This window comes from Paenibacillus sp. FSL R5-0928, from assembly GCF_037970385.1.
Taxonomy (GTDB): domain Bacteria; phylum Bacillota; class Bacilli; order Paenibacillales; family Paenibacillaceae; genus Paenibacillus_AQ; species Paenibacillus_AQ odorifer.
In genome coordinates this window covers 6,790,049-6,806,764 of record NZ_CP150225.1, presented here as the reverse complement: position 1 = coordinate 6,806,764, position 16,716 = coordinate 6,790,049, and the positions used below count along the sequence as shown (strand labels likewise).

The 16,716-nt window shown below is 44.1% G+C and carries 12 protein-coding genes; 9 read left to right on the top strand and 3 right to left on the bottom strand.

Features of this window, described 5'->3' with window-relative positions:
* Nucleotides 1-22 precede the first annotated feature (22 nt).
* From MKZ16_RS30875 to MKZ16_RS30850, 6 genes are all read left to right on the top strand, one after another.
* Complete coding sequence (locus MKZ16_RS30875) at nt 23-292, top strand: aspartyl-phosphate phosphatase Spo0E family protein (RefSeq protein WP_076099698.1); 270 nt, start codon at nt 23-25, stop codon at nt 290-292.
* Nucleotides 293-456: 164 nt separating this feature from the next.
* Nucleotides 457-1,854 carry a DNA-binding protein gene (locus tag MKZ16_RS30870; RefSeq protein WP_076105042.1) on the top strand — a complete coding sequence of 466 codons (1,398 nt, stop codon included), beginning with the start codon at nt 457-459 and terminating at the stop codon, nt 1,852-1,854.
* Between the two features lie 270 nt (nt 1,855-2,124).
* Nucleotides 2,125-2,646, top strand: coding sequence for a MarR family winged helix-turn-helix transcriptional regulator (locus MKZ16_RS30865; RefSeq protein ID WP_051491214.1), 522 nt, complete (start codon nt 2,125-2,127; stop codon nt 2,644-2,646).
* Entirely contained in the window at nt 2,639-4,399 is a 1,761-nt protein-coding gene (locus MKZ16_RS30860) for an ABC transporter ATP-binding protein (protein ID WP_036681991.1), read from the top strand. The genes MKZ16_RS30865 and MKZ16_RS30860 overlap by 8 nt, the downstream gene beginning before the upstream one ends.
* Complete coding sequence (locus tag MKZ16_RS30855; protein WP_076099696.1) at nt 4,396-6,294, top strand: ABC transporter ATP-binding protein; 1,899 nt, start codon at nt 4,396-4,398, stop codon at nt 6,292-6,294. Before MKZ16_RS30860 ends, MKZ16_RS30855 begins: the two co-directional genes overlap by 4 nt.
* 212 nt (nt 6,295-6,506) lie before the next feature.
* Nucleotides 6,507-8,732, top strand: a complete 2,226-nt coding sequence (locus tag MKZ16_RS30850; RefSeq protein WP_036681987.1) for an MMPL family transporter — start codon at nt 6,507-6,509, stop codon at nt 8,730-8,732.
* Between the two features lie 494 nt (nt 8,733-9,226).
* Here the strand turns inward: MKZ16_RS30850 and MKZ16_RS30845 are convergent, their stop codons facing one another.
* The 3 genes from MKZ16_RS30845 to MKZ16_RS30835 form a co-directional block, all read right to left on the bottom strand.
* Nucleotides 9,227-9,538 carry an antibiotic biosynthesis monooxygenase gene (locus tag MKZ16_RS30845; RefSeq protein WP_036681985.1) on the bottom strand — a complete coding sequence of 104 codons (312 nt, stop codon included), beginning with the start codon at nt 9,536-9,538 and terminating at the stop codon, nt 9,227-9,229.
* A 1,011-nt stretch (nt 9,539-10,549) separates the two neighbouring features.
* Nucleotides 10,550-11,269 carry a 3-ketoacyl-ACP reductase gene (locus tag MKZ16_RS30840; protein WP_036681981.1) on the bottom strand — a complete coding sequence of 240 codons (720 nt, stop codon included), beginning with the start codon at nt 11,267-11,269 and terminating at the stop codon, nt 10,550-10,552.
* Between the two features lie 147 nt (nt 11,270-11,416).
* Nucleotides 11,417-12,964 carry an FAD-dependent oxidoreductase gene (locus MKZ16_RS30835; protein ID WP_076105041.1) on the bottom strand — a complete coding sequence of 516 codons (1,548 nt, stop codon included), beginning with the start codon at nt 12,962-12,964 and terminating at the stop codon, nt 11,417-11,419.
* 159 nt (nt 12,965-13,123) lie between these two features.
* Here MKZ16_RS30835 and MKZ16_RS30830 point away from each other — a divergent pair, with 159 nt between their 5' ends.
* The 3 genes from MKZ16_RS30830 to MKZ16_RS30820 are packed head-to-tail and all read left to right on the top strand — an operon-like array spanning nt 13,124 to nt 16,676.
* Nucleotides 13,124-14,482, top strand: a complete 1,359-nt coding sequence (locus tag MKZ16_RS30830; RefSeq protein ID WP_076105040.1) for a spore germination protein — start codon at nt 13,124-13,126, stop codon at nt 14,480-14,482.
* Nucleotides 14,482-15,582, top strand: a complete 1,101-nt coding sequence (locus MKZ16_RS30825; protein ID WP_076105039.1) for a GerAB/ArcD/ProY family transporter — start codon at nt 14,482-14,484, stop codon at nt 15,580-15,582. The genes MKZ16_RS30830 and MKZ16_RS30825 overlap by 1 nt, the downstream gene beginning before the upstream one ends.
* The gene (locus tag MKZ16_RS30820) at nt 15,579-16,676 is read left to right on the top strand and encodes a Ger(x)C family spore germination protein (RefSeq protein WP_038573684.1); all 1,098 of its coding nucleotides are present in this window, start codon (nt 15,579-15,581) and stop codon (nt 16,674-16,676) included. The genes MKZ16_RS30825 and MKZ16_RS30820 overlap by 4 nt, the downstream gene beginning before the upstream one ends.
* Nucleotides 16,677-16,716 lie beyond the last annotated feature (40 nt).

The following is a 16,716-nucleotide window of genomic DNA, read 5'->3' as shown; positions in this document are numbered from 1 at the left end:
TGATAGAGAGAAGGAGAGAGATGTGACACAAAATCCAAATTCCTCCAAGAATAATCATAGAAAAGATTATAAAGAAGATGAGCTACTTGTAACTATAGAGAGTCTTAGATGTGAATTGCTGGAGGTTGCAGAGCAACGGAGTCTTAGTGACCGTGCTGTTCTAGAGCTCAGTGAGCGATTAGACAGCTATATTTTGCTGGCACAAAATAAGATGATGGAAAATTTGCGCAACCGGAAAGCCGGCATTACATCCTATAGTAGAAGTTCCAAAACCGCCATCACTGTTAGCTAAACTACCAACAACATAGAATTATAATACTATGAAGATGTTACTGATCTAGAGGAGCGTATTAGGCTCCTCTATTTGTCGTACAATCTATTTGTTGTACAATCCATAACTTTCACCTATAATGTCAATTAATAGAATCTTTTCAAGTCAAACTTTGGGGGTGCCGAGTGGAGGGAAAGTTAACAACTATACGCTCAGAAATTGAGAAAAATTTGTCCCGCTCCGGCCATAATCTCGCCTCATTTTCAAAAATTTGTGGCCTGAATCGAGGCAGCCTCAGTGCAATTCTGCATGGAAATCCGCCGAAGCCTATGTCCTTGGGACAAGTAGATGCAATTATAAAAGCCTTTGGTTTTCCAGAAGGTTGGTTATATCCTCTATATGTTGATGAATGCTTCAATGATGAGAAGGTCTCACGCCGTAGAGTGGAGCCTTTTTTGATTCGTTGTGCTGAATTGGGCAAACAGAATTGCATTGATGAAACTATAAGCAGGTTATTAGAGTCTACCAAGCCGCTGGATATCATTTATTCTGTTGCTGATAAATTATTCAATAAAGGCAAAGTTCAGGAATCCATGTTTTTTTACAAGATTGTAGTAGAGAACGAGTCGGATAGTTATAGTGAACGTCTCGCGATCAGTCATTATCGTAATTTTAAATTTTTGCAAACACTTGATATGGAGGAGAAGCTACGCGCAGTCATTAGCTTTAGTCCTTTTAGGGGACGCCTTCCGGAAAATTTGCAATTAGATGGTTTATTGATGCTGACACAGCTATGTTTCGCTCTTCGCAGATGGGAAGAAATGGAGATCTATGCTGATGAGTTGAGAGCTTTAGCCAATGCAGTTTACCGCCAAGAACTGCGGAGGAGCGGAGACAAACGAAGAGAAGAACTCTGTACGGAACGTCCGCTCGTTGTTTATTATGGGCACGGATATTTACTTAAAGCAATTTCGTTGACGAAGCAAGGTCAATATGAAGCTGCGAAGAAATATACCGCTGGTTATGCAGACTTAGGCTGGTTTGAGATGTTGGATGAAGTAGGCCAGCAAGCTGTAGAACAATTCCGATTATTTGCAGTTGGGAACAGTTTCACACTGGAAATGCTGGAGGGGAACGTAAAGGTTGTACCGGACTATGTAGCTTTTTTGGCTGAGCACCCCGGAGAAATATTGCCAGGACTCATTATTATTATGGAATCGGCTAATCATTACAGATTTTCTGTAGATGATGTGCTTAAACGTTTTGCACGGGAAATGTTACGATTTGAACAGTTTGAAGATCCCATTAATATTGACCGATTATATCGGTTGTACTATCAAATAGCCATGTATCTAATAAACAATGGACAATATATTACGGGTGTGGACTATATCATACAGTCTTTAGAGTTATCTATTAAGACTAATAATGGAATAGACTTCATTAAGTGCGTGACCTTATTTGAGACCAATAGGGACTATGCAACTCTAAATCAACAGGAGAAATACAGAAAGCTGATAAGGGAGGTGAGAAAAGATGAAAAAATCACTATTGATGATGGCAGGCATTTTAGCATTGTTTAGCTTCATCATTATCGGCCCAGTTGGTTCCGGAAGTAATGGACCAATCACAACTTATGAGCACGGAGCAGGATTCTAAAGGTTATCCTTGGCAATATTTTATATACAGATACATATACGCATAACTACTCCCTTGCACTCGTGCTGGGGAGTTTTCTTTTTCGTAATAATTGATAGCGTATTCATAATTTGACAAAGCAATCCGGCGAAAATATAATTAGGTAGCCTAAATAATATAGTGTTTAATAATTAGTTGACCTAACTAAAATAGAGGTGAAGGAAATTGGGATAAACGGAGGAAATACAGAAAATACTGAAAATTCAGTCGCACACGGGCTTTTTGCGGCGATGAAACGCCTGCATAAAGCTCAATGGCAAAAGGGCGTTGAGGGCCACAAGCCAAGTGAGATGACTTTAATGATATGCATTGAAAAATGGAATCATTCTGATGAAGAGGGTCTTAAGGTGTCTGAAATCAGCCGACTACTTGGATTCACTCCTCCTACCATCACGCAGCTGATTAACAGTCTTGAAGCGAAACAGATGGTGGAAAGACACGCGGATCCTTCGGACCGAAGAGTTGTACGCGTAAAATTGACGGAACGTGGAAAAGAACTCACACGAAAAGCGGAACATTATCGTGATGTGATGCTTGATAAGCTTGTACAACACTTAGGCGAAAAAGACACTAAACAGCTCACAGAGCTATTGCTTAAAGTACATGAATACGTTGAGGATAATCCACCACCTGATTGGGATAGGCTACAAATGAACGGAGATGAGAAGCTTGATTAAATTATTTAAACAACTGAAGCCTTTTAGGGTAGCTATTGGTGCTGTATTAATCCTTGTATTTTTGCAGTCCATGGGTGATTTATACCTTCCTACTCTGATGTCTGACATCGTCGACAAAGGGATCGTTCAAGGAGATCGCGCTTATATTTGGAAAATAGGTAGTTTCATGCTCATGGTTGCAGGTGGCGGTGCTTTATGTTCGGTAATTGCCAGTTACTTATCGGCAAAAGTGGCGGCTGGGTTTGGTAAAATCACGCGTGCTCGAGTCTTTAATCATGTAGAGAATTTCACTCTGCATGAATTCGATAAGTTAGGTACAGCGTCTTTGATTACACGTACAACAAATGATATTACACAAGTTCAAACCGTACTTACTATGATGTTGCGCATGATGATCGGGGCACCGATGATGATGATTGGTGGTATCATCATGGCAGTATCTGAAGATGCTAAATTATCATTGATTTTTGTAGTCGTTATTCCTGTACTTGTTGGGGCGATCTTCTTTATTGGGATGAAGGGTCTGCCACTGTTTAAAGCCATTCAGATTAAGCTTGATAAATTAAACCTGGTGCTGCGTGAGCATCTGACAGGTATTCGTGTTATTCGTTCTTTTAACCGGATTGATCATGAGAATAGACGTTTCACCGAAGCTAACCGTGATCTTACGGATACAGCTATCAAGGTCAACAAAATCATGGCCGGCCTGATGCCGCTGATGATGATTGTAATGAACTTTTCTATGATTGCTATTCTTTATTTTGGTGGAATTCGAATTGGTGACGGCGATCTGCAAGTTGGGTCCCTGATGGCATTTATCCAATATGCGATGCAAATTATGTTCTCTCTGATTATGGTATCGATGATGTTCGTGTTAATTCCGCGTGCTTCAGCTTCAGCCGTGCGTATCAATGAGGTACTGGATATGCAGCCTGAATTTACAGATCCTACTGAGAGTGAACTGCATACAACAGCTCAAGCTACTAAAAAAGACGGACGCGATTCTTTACGTGGTTTTGTTGAGTTTGAGAATGTATCTTTTTCCTATCCAGGGGCAGAACAGCCTGCACTTTCGAAAATTAGCTTTAGTGCTCGTCCGGGTGAAGTTACCGCAATTATCGGGGGTACCGGATCGGGTAAATCTACGCTGCTCAGCTTGATTCCAAGGTTCTATGATGTTAATGAAGGTGCTGTACGTGTAGACGGAGTGGATGTGCGTGAGATGACACAGGAAGAGCTGCGGAGCAAAATCGGTTACATCCCTCAAAAAGCAGTATTGTTCTCGGGTACGATTAATGAGAACATCCGCTACGGTAAAGAGGATGCTACGGATGAAGAAATCATTCATGCATCCAAGGTGGCTCAAGCCTACGATTTCGTATCCGCGATGAAGGATGGGTTTGACTCGGAAATTGCCCAAGGCGGGAATAACGTCTCTGGTGGTCAGAAACAGCGGTTGTCCATTGCTCGGGCGCTTGTGAGAAAACCTGAGGTGTATCTGTTCGACGATAGCTTCTCAGCTCTTGATTTCAAGACAGATGCCAAACTTCGCGCGGCTCTCAAAGCTGAAACTACGGAATCCACCGTATTGATCGTAGCTCAGCGGGTTAGCACCGTTATGGATGCGGACCGGATTATTGTAATTGATGAGGGTGAAATTGCTGGAATGGGCACTCACCGTGAACTGCTCGAGAGCAGTGATGTGTACCGCGAGATCGTATCCTCGCAGCTGTCAGAGGAGGAAATAGCATGAGCGAACAAAACAGAGAACATAAGCCTGCAGCTCCCCGCGGCCATAAAGGTCCGGGTGGACCGGGTGGCGGTCCTGGAATGAGGATGCCGGCAGAAAAGGCTAAAGATTTTAAAGGTACACTTCGTCGCTTGATCAAATATTTACGCCCACGTATGGTTCAATTGATTATTGTACTAATTATGGCGATTGCCAGTACGGTGTTCAGTATCTTCAGTCCGAAGGTTATGGGTAAAGCTACAACCAAATTGTTCGAAGGTGCTTACGGCAAATTGATGGGTGTAGAGGGTGCCTCCATTGATTTTGGATATATTAATGATATTCTGATCCTGCTCGCGGGATTGTATCTGCTTAGTGCTTTGTTTAGTTACATTCAGCAATATGTAATGGCTGGAGTAGCGCAGAAGGTAGTTTATGACATGCGTGAGCAGATCAACAGCAAGCTAGAGCGTTTACCTTTAAAATATTTTGACTCCCGTACACACGGGGAAATTCTCAGCCGTGCTACGAATGACGTGGATAACATCAGTACCACGTTGCAGCAAAGTTTAACGCAGCTGATTACCTCAATCGTCACTATTATTGGTGTTATTGTGATGATGCTTACCATCAGCCCATGGCTGACTTTAATCACGATTACTACGTTGCCACTCAGCTTTATTGTGATTATGGCGATCTCCAAACGTTCGCAGACTTATTTTGTGAGACAGCAGAAATCGCTTGGTCAGTTGAATGGTCATGTAGAGGAAATGTATACAGGGCACCGGATTATTAAAGCTTTCGGCCGCGAACCGCAGTCGCTTAAAGATTTTGATGAAATAAACGATAAGCTATATGATTCTGGCTGGCGCTCCCAATTTATGTCGGGTATGATTATGCCGCTTATGATGTTTATCGGTAACTTGGGTTATGTGCTTATCTGTGTTGTGGGTGGTATTTTTGTTACTAAAAAAATGATTGATGTCGGGGATATCCAAGCCTTCATTCAATATTCACGTCAGTTCACCCAGCCGATTGCACAAACGGCTAATATTGCTAACATTATTCAATCCACCATTGCTTCCGCAGAACGTGTATTTGAACTTCTGGATGAAGAAGAGGAAGTCAAAGAAGTTAATACTACACTTGTGAAGCTTGATGAAGGTGCTCCGGAAGGCTCCGTTGAGTTCCGTCATGTGAAATTCGGATATAAAGAGGATGCTATTCTGATTGAGGACATGAATATTGAGGTTAGTCCAGGTCAGACTATAGCTATTGTCGGTCCTACTGGTGCTGGTAAAACCACTTTGATTAACCTGTTGATGCGCTTCTACGAGCTTAACGACGGGGAAATTATCATTGATGGCGTCAACATTACCGATATGAAACGGAGTGACCTACGCAGTAAATTTGGTATGGTGCTTCAGGATACCTGGCTCTTCAACGGTACGATTCGTGATAACATTGCTTACGGTCGTGAAGGTGCATCAGAAGCTGATGTGGTGCGGGCGGCCAAGGCTGCGCATGCTGATCACTTTATCCGCACACTTCCGCTTGGCTACAATACGGTGTTAAATGAAGAAGCTTCTAATATTTCACAAGGACAGAAGCAGTTGATTACTATTGCTCGCGCTATTCTTGCTGATCCATCGATCCTCATTCTTGATGAAGCAACGAGCAGTGTCGACACACGGACTGAATTGCTGATTCAAAAAGCGATGAATGCGCTGATGCAAAACAGAACAAGCTTCGTTATTGCCCACCGTCTCTCGACGATTCGTGATGCGGATCTCATCCTTGTCATGAACCAAGGTAGTGTAATCGAGAAAGGCAACCACGAAGAACTGCTGGCACAAGGCGGATTCTATGCGGATCTCTATAACAGTCAGTTCTCTGAAGGGGATTTGGACGTAGGCTAAATTGAAGTGAAGAAAAAAGTATAGTTAATCATAAACCCCTCTTTTCACATGATGCTGATTTTTTATGTGAAGAGAGGGGTATTTTATATGTGATGAGGTGCTTTAATTTTTTCTGAAAAATAAAAAAAGTTTGATTAAAAATTAAAGCATATATATGATAGAATAAAAAATGACCCGCGGCTCATTTTTAAGGCTGCAAGGTAAAGGAGAGGATGAAGGGAATGTCAGGCTACGGAAAATGGGTGGCAGGAAAAAAGACGAAGTGGATTACTCTTCTCGTATGGATTGTGCTTGTAGGTGCACTTACCCTGTTATGGCCTGCAGTGAATTCTCAGGTTGCTAATAATGCGCCTAACCTCCCAGATGATTCACAATCGGTACAGGCAGCAGCTATTGCAGAGCAAGAATTCCCTAGTGGAAGTGGAGTGCCTGCGCTGCTCGTATGGCATAGAGAAGGCGGGCTTTCACAAGATGATTTAGTACATATCACTGCTGTGTACAAGAAGTTGGAGCAGCAACCATTGCCCCATCAGAATTTTGTTCCACCATTAGGACAACTGCCGCCACAAGCATTACAAGCCTCGTTATCTGAGGATCTTAGTACGCTGGTAACCCCAGTGCTTTTTGATAAAACGGCAGATAGTGATCAGCTCGGCGAAGCTGTGACAGAAATGAAGAAGATCATAAACACGGAGACGGGCGGAGACCCCTCTGCTGCTAAGGTAGATGGAAAAGACCTGAGTTTACGTGTTACAGGTCCAGTGGGCATCTCCATAGATGCTACAGGGCTGTTCAAAAACGCAGACGTTTCCTTGTTAATTGCTACGGTTATGCTTGTGCTGGTGTTCTTATTGGTGATCTATCGTTCGCCGATATTGGCGTTTATTCCGCTTATTGCGGTTGGGTTCGCTTATGGCGTAACTAGCCCGATTCTTGGAAAAATGGCGCAAGAAGGCTGGATCACAGTGGATTCACAGGCGATCTCGATTATGACCGTTTTGTTATTCGGAGCTGGTACGGACTATTGTCTGTTCCTGATTTCACGGTTCCGGCAGTTGTTGAAGGTAGAGGAGAGCAAGAGTCGTGCCCTTCTTCGCTCCATTACCGAATCTTCAGGTGCAATTGCTATGAGCGGCTTCACCGTCGTGCTCGCGCTGTTCGCATTATTGCTGGCTAAGTATGGAGCTTATCATCGTTTTGCCATTCCATTTAGCGTGTCGATCTTCATCATGGGAATTGCCAGTCTAACCCTCGTACCAGCACTGCTGGCGATCTTCGGACGGACCTCGTTCTTCCCATTCATTCCGCGCACACCGCAAATGGAGGTAGAACGGGCTAAGGCTAAAGGCAAACCTGTTCCTGAACCCAAGGTTTCCCGTAAAAAGGGCATTGGCGGCTTGGTAGTAACCCGGCCTTGGGCTATCGTAGGTGTGACCGTTATCGGCCTGGGGATTCTGGCTTCATTCTCCAGTGGCATCAAATTTACGTATGATATCCTATCCTCTTTTCCTAAAAATATGGAGTCCCGCGAAGGGTTCGACCTTATTGGCAAACAGTTCTCTCCCGGAGAATTGGCTCCAGCGAAGCTGATTATTGATACCCAAGGAAAAGCGAGTGGAGAGGATCTAAAGGTCATTCTTGGCGGACTTACCTATGTGGACACGGTTTCCGATCCGCAGCAGGGGGCAGTAAACAAAGATATTGTTGGTTTTGATATTGAATTTAAAAGCAATCCTTATTCACTAGAAGCGATGGGGCATATTCCCACCCTTCTTGCTACCGCAGAGCAGGCATTAATCGATGTAGACGTTGCGAACCCTGCGGATCATGTGTGGGTAAGCGGACAGACGGCAACACAGCACGACACTAAAGAGATTGGAGATCGGGATACCGATCTGATTATCCCCGTGGTCATCGGAATGATCACCTTACTGTTGTTGATATATCTGCGTTCAATAGTGGCCACCATCTATCTGGTCGGCACCGTTATTCTCTCCTTCTTCTCAGCGCTTGGCTTAGGCTGGATTATCATTCACTATGTGATGGGAGCAGATGCCATTCAGGGAGCGATCCCACTGTATTCCTTTGTTTTCTTGGTGGCACTTGGAGAAGACTACAACATCTTCATGATCTCGAATATCTGGAAAAAGCGTAAAACCATGCCGCTTAAGCAGGCTATCGCGGAAGGTGTGAATGAGACCAGCTCGGTAATTACCTCTGCGGGCCTCATTCTGGCAGGTACATTTGCTGTATTGGCAAGCTTGCCGATTCAGGTGCTTGTGCAGTTCGGTATCATCACCGCTCTTGGTGTTCTGTTGGATACCTTCGTGGTGCGTCCGTTCCTTGTACCAGCTATTACGACGCTCTTTGGTCGTTGGTCGTTCTGGCCGGGTAAACATCAAGAGGTGGAGACTCCTCAGCCAGATGTAAGTAAATAATGAGTTTATAAACAACAAACAGGGATGTCCCCGAGCCATATTGGCTCCGGACATCCCTGTTTGTTTAGTCTTAGGTCCAGGACATCGCTGGATAATAGTGCTGCTTGTACCAACTAACTGACCTGTATCTAATAGGCTAATCAATAAGTCTGCTGGACGATAATCACTCTAAGTTTTTACTGTAGCAATTAGCATTTAGAAGCGATAACTGTGTTAATTACCCCGCTGCATTGGTTAGCCAAGAGGTAAAGCCAATTCGTCTGCTACATCAGTTAATCTAGTGGTAATAGCCAATTAGCGCGCTGTATTGGCTAGCCCGGCGGTAAGAGTTAACTAGCGCGCTGCATTGGTTAGCCAGGAGGTAAAGCCAATTAGCTCGTTGCATCGGTTAACCTAGCAGTAATAGTTAATTAGTTACTGTGCTTATCGGGCAACAATCCCGTACACACTGCTGGTCCAATCTAGCTACAACTCCGATTGGTTAGTCCTAATACTTAGTTACCAGGCGTGCGGCTGATCATTAGCTCATATTTATCGATGGAAGCACCCAGGATTGCGTCATTACCACCAGCACCACGGTGCGACTGACGGAAGGACTCGCTGGAGGTCCAGCCTTTGAACGCATCCTCATTCTCCCATACGGTGCAGATTTTTAATTCCTCGATACCTTCTTTGGCATTTCCGCGCCATACCTCCATACGTACAAACCCAGGCATATCCTGTACACCATTATTTCCTCCGAAACGTTGAGCAATAGCTTCGCCATGACCTTCTTTTACTTTAATAGTATTAGTTACTACCAGCATGATAGATAAACCTCCGATCAGAAAGTTAGTATATTCTCAGGCCATTGTGAATCGAAAAAATATAACATGAGAACCTTGGAAATTAACATCAAGACCTCAAGGTAACATCGTGATTCTCAAAAGCACATTACACCCGAAAGTACGGAGCAATGGTATATGACACAAGGCACAAGCACAAGGACAAGGCGCAAGGTACAAGGTACAAGGTACAAGGCACAGAACACAATACACAAACCACAAACCAACTAACAAAATAAAAGACCACCCCAAAAGACACAAGAACGCGGGCGCTTAATTGCACTTTGTACACTTAAATTATCCGTCACACCACAAACGATCGAATAAGTGTATTCTCTGCAACTAATTTGTGCGAATCTGGTGAATCGACGAGAATAGCCTTCTTTTAACTGTATAGAGTGCAACTAAAGTATGATTTATCCTCTAATTACGCTGAATAGATGTACAAAGTGCAACTATTATCTATTTAAACGTTAAGTATTGTGCAAACTCAGGTACCTGCCAAAAATCCAAGTGTCTACTGCAAGTAAAGTGGCTACAGCAAGTAAAGTGTCTATCGCAAGAGAAAGTAACTACTGCAAGTAAAGTGCCACCTCAACCATAAAACGTTACTCTAAGCCAAAGTGCAACTCAACTCCAAAGTGTTTACTTAAAACCACCATTACAGCTAGCACCTAATTGCAGTCCCGGTTACCTAATATAGCCCACAAATGAAGTTACATTGCAGAATGTGCAACAGAATAGCCTGAATGTTGTCTGAATAATGCAGTCTGTTGCATTCTGTACAATAGAATCAAGCCCCAATCGCCTAAAAGGAGGGGAGCCACTAAATTGATTGCACAAAGTGCAATCACCCAAGGCCTCATCCTCGTCTAGAGCGATTCTATTGTACAAAGTGCAATTAGATAACGGAGCAGAGCAAGCCTGAGGCGTTATCCCGCACAAAGTGCAATCACCCCAGATCATCCGGCTCCCTACGCGTCCAGCACGATTTTATTGCGGATTGGTGGTCCACAGTCCTGCTGTTTTTAGGAAGACGCGATCCGGCAGCTTCAAAGCTGTCAGTGCCAATTCAGCAACATCTTCAGGTTGCATCATGCGGTCTTCGTCACCGATTTTAAGTCCAGCATTGGAAGCTAGGCCAGTGTTCACGGTGCTTGGGGTCAAGGCTACGACGCGGATATTGTGTTTGCGCACTTCTTGTGCGAGGGCTTCGGTCATGCCCATGAGAGCGAACTTGGATGCGCAGTAAGCAGAACCTGTCGCGAAGCCGCGTTCTCCGGCTGTGGATGAAATATTGATGATATTTCCGCCATTTTTCTCAATCATCGCAGGCAGCGCAGCACGGGTTACGTAATAAGTACCGTAGAGATTAACTTGGATGTGGCGCTCCCAGTCTGCAGGGTCCATTTCTACTAAAGTGCCGAATTTTGCGATCCCGGCATTGTTGATTAATGCATCAAATGCTCCCAGCTCATTTTGCAGGGAAGCAACAGCACGTTCAGCTTCTTCGCGTACGGCGATATCGGCCACGGCAATACTGACTTTAACGTCATATACTTCCGTTAAGGCTGATTTTAGCGCTTCGAGATCACCTGAAGTTCTGGAGATCAGGCCTAAATTAGCACCTTCCTTAGCCAGTGCCATAGCCAAGGCTTTTCCGATCCCTTTGCCTGCACCAGTAATTACAACACTCTTTCCTCTCAAATCCATCTCTATCGTCACTCTCCTTCAAACTTTTTTGAAGCAGCTGCTTCATTCAAGTCTTATTATACCTGAATGCTATAGGGCAATTACAATCGCCCCTAAGAAAACGGGTTGCGAATTTCATGAAACCGAACGCCTTTTTCATGAAAAGTATTATTCATGGAGTTTCGTCAGCGGTACCGAAGCTGGGCCCTCTAAAACCTCGCCATCGTAGGAGAAGCGGGAACCATGGCAAGGGCAATCCCAAGAGCGATCCCCGTTGTTCCATTCGCATTCACAGCCCATATGGGTGCAGGTTCTATCCACCAGATGAAGTTTACCTTCTGGATCCTTATAAGCTCCTACACGTTTGCCATCATGGAACACAACGGCTCCTTCGTCAGCTTCCAAATCAGTTGTCTTTTTATGGACGATTTCCACTTTGCCCGCCACGAGCTCTTTTGCCACATTGGCATTTTGCACGATGAAGTTTTTTAGGCTGGTGCCAGCTTTGAAGCGGGACGGATCGTACAATTCGGTATACGGATTATCTTTGCGCTGAATCTGATCCGAGATGATCTGTGCGGCCAGCGTACCGCTTGTCATGCCCCATTTTCCAAAACCTGTGGCGATATAAATCTCTGCGTTGTCCGAAATCTTGCCGATGTAGGGCACTCTGTCTAAGGTGATTAAATCCTGTGCTGCCCAGCGGTAAGGGATTGTTTTGATGCCGAGCAGATTTCCTGCGAATAGCTCCAAATTCTCATAATGTCCTATCGTACAGATGCCTTGGCCTGTCTTATGATTGTCTCCCCCGACAATGACCAGATTCCTGCCTTCCCACTCTACTGCACGCAGAGAACGGGTGGGTTCGCTTGCGCTTAGATACATTCCACCCTCAAAATCCGTTTCAGGCTGGATCGCCAGACAGTAGGAACGTTCAGCATGCAGCCGCGAGAAATATAATGCTCCTCCATCGTAGAAGGGGAAATGAGAAGCTGAAACGGCGTAGCGGCAGGTGATCCGATACTCGTCCTTTTCAGTAAAAAGCGTAAGCTTATCGTTCTTCTCCACCTTATCTGCCATCATCGTATGCTCATAGATTACGCCACCTTTATCCTGAATGACCTTCAGCAGGCCCTTCAGATATTGCAGCGGGTGAAAGCGGGCTTGTCCTGGTAATTTAATGGCACCACTGGCCATCAGAGGGATAGAGACGTTATCTAGCCACTCTCCGGGCAGACCCAATTGTTCATAGGCTTTATACTCTTCCTCCAGTTGTTTAAGCGTCTTATGATCTTCAGCATCCGCGTACAGAAAAGCTGCCTCATGTTTCATGCCGCAGGATACTTCAAGTTCCTCAGCAGTATTCTGGATCCAATTCATAGCCTCGCTGTTCGAACGATAATAGAGCCGGGCTTGTTCCTGCCCAAAATGTTTTATCAAATGATGATAGATTAGCCCGTGCTGTGCTGAGATTTTTGCACTGGTAAAACCCGTAGTGCCACTTAGAATTTCCCCTGCTTCCAAGAGCGTGACTCTGTAGCCTGCTTTGCTGAGGAGATAGGCTGTTGTAATGCCTGTAATTCCACCGCCTACCACTGCCACATCTGTAGAAATATCTTCAGCCAGCTTTGGAAAAGTCGGTAAATCCGTGGTATCTCTCCATAATGATTCCGGAAATTGTGGAAGACTTTGCGTTATCTTACGGTTTGGGTCCATCTATTATCCCTCCATCTGTACAATCCTCATCTCATTTATTACCACAGTCCTGTGAAAAGAAACTCCCCGTTCAATTGTGCAGTGCATGAATTCAAAGAAACAGTGCCAAAATAAGGGGGGATCCGGGACGTAAAGGACAAATAGGAGGGATGATGTTCCATGTCAGTTCAACAGGATAAGGACAATATTTCTCTGGAATGGATCAAAGACCAGCTGAACGGGTTCGCGGATTTAATCGATAAGACGATCGTTACCTCTTTTGGGCAGGTCGACCTACTTTATATCAAAAGCGTTGCGGATTCGCAGATCCTCAGCCGAAATGTAATCACACCGTTCTATGAGATGGAGAATATCAACGCTTACCAAAATTACATTATGACGTATCCGGGCAGTGAAGAGGCGACTACGAGAGATAAAGCGATCGAGCTTTTGCTCAGCGGTTATATTCTTCTGGGCTTGAAGGATACGTTCTGTTTCTTTGATGCTATGAATACGGAGATTAGTGGGGTTAATGAAACATCTGCAGAAAGCATTTCTCAGGGACCTTCAGATGCACTAACTGAGGATATTGCAGTGAATATGAACATGATTCGTCGGCGATATCAATCCACCAATCTCAAAATGGAGACCATGGTCATCGGCGATGTCTCCAAAACAAAGATAGCGATTCTATACGATGACAGTCGGGTGGATAAGAATGTTTTAAAGGAATTACGTGAGAAAATGGGGACGTTAAAGGTTGATATTTTGCAGGCTACAGGCGAACTTGAGAAGTTTATAAGCAGTGATAAATTAAGAATACTCCCGAAGTCCATTATCACCGAAAGACCGGACAGGGTTGTGTTTAATTTGTCTGAAGGAAAAGTAGCGATAATGCTTGATACTACGGGTTATGCGATAGTGCTGCCGTCTATTTTTAATGACTTTTTCACATCCATGGATGATAAAATCCAATTTCCTATCGTGGGGCGTTTTCTGAAGCTTTTGCGGATTATCGGTGTAGGCATGACACTTTGGCTGCCTGCGTTCTATGTAACCCTCACCTCGTATAATCCAGAAATTATTCGGGTGCAGATTGCACTGCTTATTTCGGGTAGTCGTGCAACAGTACCTTATCCATCTTTTGTGGAAGTGCTTTTAATGCTCATGATGATGGAGTTTCTGACTGAGGCGAGCTTACGGCTCCCCAAGGCGATTGGTCCAACGGCTACAACTGTAGGGGGGCTTATCTTGGGGCAGGCAGCGACGGCAGCAGGACTTGTAGGGAATATCATGATTATATTGGTTTCAGCTGTTGCGATATCCAATTTTCTAATTCCGCTGAATATGATGAGCTTGTCCATACGTGTGCTGAAGTATATTTTTCTTTTTGCCGCAGCTTTTTTAGGATTGGTTGGGGTAGTGGTCTGTGTCGTGGGATTTGCCATGTATTTATGCAAACAGCGCAGCTTCGGACAACCTTATTTCAGATTGTTTTTTCTCGATAATCTCGGCAAGAAGAAGGGTGGAGAGCATTGATGGCCAAAAGCCGTTATTTCTACTGTCTTTTTCTGATGAACAGCCTGATCAACATCATTAATTTTGTTCCAAGGGAACTAATAGACAGACGTTTTGGTGGTGCTTTGATGTCCATCCTAATCGGAACGATCTTGGGCACTTTGTTTGTCTATATATTTACTGTACTGATTGCTAAATTCCCCGGCAAGGGATTTCCGGAAATATTTGACTCTTTGCTTCCTAAGAAGTTAGCCAGACTCTTATTGGTCCTTTTTGCTGGCTTATGGTGTGTGGCCGGGGGAGTTACATTGCTTTCCTTTGTAGATATCACGCTGCGGTTTATCAGTCCGGATTCGAATCCCTATACGGTTGTGATCAGTTTTTTAGTCTTGGTCTGCATCTGCTGTCGCTTCGATTCTTTATCACTCTTGTATGGGCTTGAAATCATTCTCAGCGTAACCTTACCGTTAATTATTTATGGCCTCGTAAAAGCGTTAATCAATCCGGACTTCAATTGGGATTCTGTTCTGCAGGTCACTACATACTTCTGGCATAAGCCGGACCTAATGAGCCTTTCGGCGGCCACCTTTTCGTTTAGTGGTTACTTAAACCTGGCCATATTTAATCGGGTATTTCATGGACTGAAGCTGAAGCATGTCTGGATTTTAGGGGTGGAGGGACTGTTCGTATTGCTCTTGACTTTGTTAGTTCCCATCGGTTATTTCGGAACCGTTGCTATTGATAAACATGTGTATACATGGTTCTCGACGGCCGACAGTATTCGGATGGAATCCTTTATTATTGAACGGATGCTGTTTATTTTTTATTTTGCCTATTTGAGTTTGTCTCTGGTAAGTGTAATTGTTCATTGGCATGGAGGTTTAGAGCTTTTTAAAGGTGCCCTTTCATCTGTAAAAAAACATTCCCCAAAAGCAGAACGCTGGAAAGAGTGGGGCATTCTAAGCTTGTTTAGCGCGATGGTTCTGTCCTTAATGGGGCTGGATCAATATCAACTTAATATGTTTGGTGCCTGGTTTCTGCAAATTCGCTGGTTTGGTGAGATGTTCATCATCGCTCTGCTGTTTTATTGCTATCGCAAAGTTAGGAGGGGGAAGCTGTGAGAAGAGTACTTGCTGGAATTGGGATTACCTTACTCCTTCTTCTTCCTGGTTGTGACTTCAAGGAGATTGATTTGCGGATTTTCGTGTTAGCAATCGGCGTTGACCAAGGTGCAGAAGAAGGGAATTTTAAGATTAGCTTAAAGCTTGCCATCCCTCAGGGGGATGTTACCAAGATTGATGAGAAGATGCAGATCTTGACGGAGGAGTCTCCAAGCATTTCGGAAGCCCTCCGTAGAATGAAATCCAGAGTGGAAAAGGAGCTTGATTACTCCCATTGTAAATCAATTATTTTGGGGGAGGAGGTTGCCCGTAAAGATATTCTCCATGTTATGGATTGGGCCGTGCGACGTAGAGATATACAGCTTATTATTAATTTTGCAATAGGGCGTCCGGAAGCACTTCAAGTGCTGAAGGTAAGACCCGAATCAGAGCGTATCCCATCGAATTCTCTTATCCTGGCTATGAGTGGACAAGGTACGGAGTCTCCATTTATTTCTAGTGTGTATTCCTATCAGCTGATGAGAAATGTTTTTGAGGAGGGGATTGATCCGATCCTGCCGATTATCGAGACTAAAGGGGAAAAGGAGTTTTTAATTGATAAAATTGCTCTGCTGAATAATGAGAAAATCAAAATGGTTCTTACGCCAAATGAGACCCGGCTATATAATCTGCTGTCACGCCCGAATCTGCGGACTAACTTACCCGCCCATTCCGAGGGAATTATGTTTCAATATTACACAGAGAGGTCATCCTCGCACTATAAAATCGTGACACCAGAGCAAGGGAAAGCTACTATTCGTTATCATATTAAGATAAAAGGTATTCTCGAAGAGAGTAGTAGCCCAGATCTGGTGACTCATAGCATGCTGGAGAAAATTGCAGTTGCTGGGGGAAAAGAACTGGAAGAGGATATCTTAGCATTGCTGACCAAAATTCAAGCAAGTGGCCTTGATCCCTTTGGTTGGGGGCTGCATTATGGAGCAAGACACTTTAATAACGATACGGAAATGAAAGTGTGGAAGGAGCTCTATTCTAAACTTGATTTCCAAGTGAAGGCTGATGTAGATATTAAATATTCAGGAATGATTAGGTAGCTTGTAAAGTAACATGTGGATAAAAATGGGATTGACGTTC